We start from the raw sequence: 412 nt of genomic DNA on the forward strand, positions 1-412 counted from the left end.
GGATGTCCTCGCGCCAGGCGTCCGGGAGCCCGTCGGTCGGGAGGAAGGGCCGCGCGGGGATGGTGACTTGCCTCTTTCGCACCCAGCCCCCGGGCACGGGGAAGATGAGCCCCTTGGGCGTCTTGGCGCGGATCGTCGCGCCGAACTGGTGGGCGGGGGCGTAGCGCACGTTGGTGCCGATCTCCACCGAGTCGCCCGCGACCCGATAGTCGATGGAGTGTGTGAGCCGTCCGGTGTTGCGCAGGGGCTGGCCCTGGCGCACTCTGAGGGCCGCCCAGGGGCGCCCGTAGGGGTCGCGCCCGGCGACGAAGCCGAGCTGGACATTGGTCTTGACCTGGCGGCCGATGGCGGCCAGCACGGGCGCGAGCTCGCCCCCCGCCTGGATCAGGCGGTTCAGGGCCGCGATCACGGC

1 protein-coding gene is annotated in these 412 nt (G+C 73.1%); it reads right to left on the reverse strand.

Features of this window, described 5'->3' with window-relative positions:
• On the reverse strand, nucleotides 1–412 hold a 412-nt coding region (locus tag ACTFO6_RS17795), incomplete at both ends, for a phage virion morphogenesis protein (protein WP_439935753.1).

Source organism: Pelomicrobium sp. G1 (assembly GCF_051905455.1).
In the GTDB taxonomy this organism is placed as follows: domain Bacteria; phylum Pseudomonadota; class Gammaproteobacteria; order Burkholderiales; family UBA6910; genus Pelomicrobium.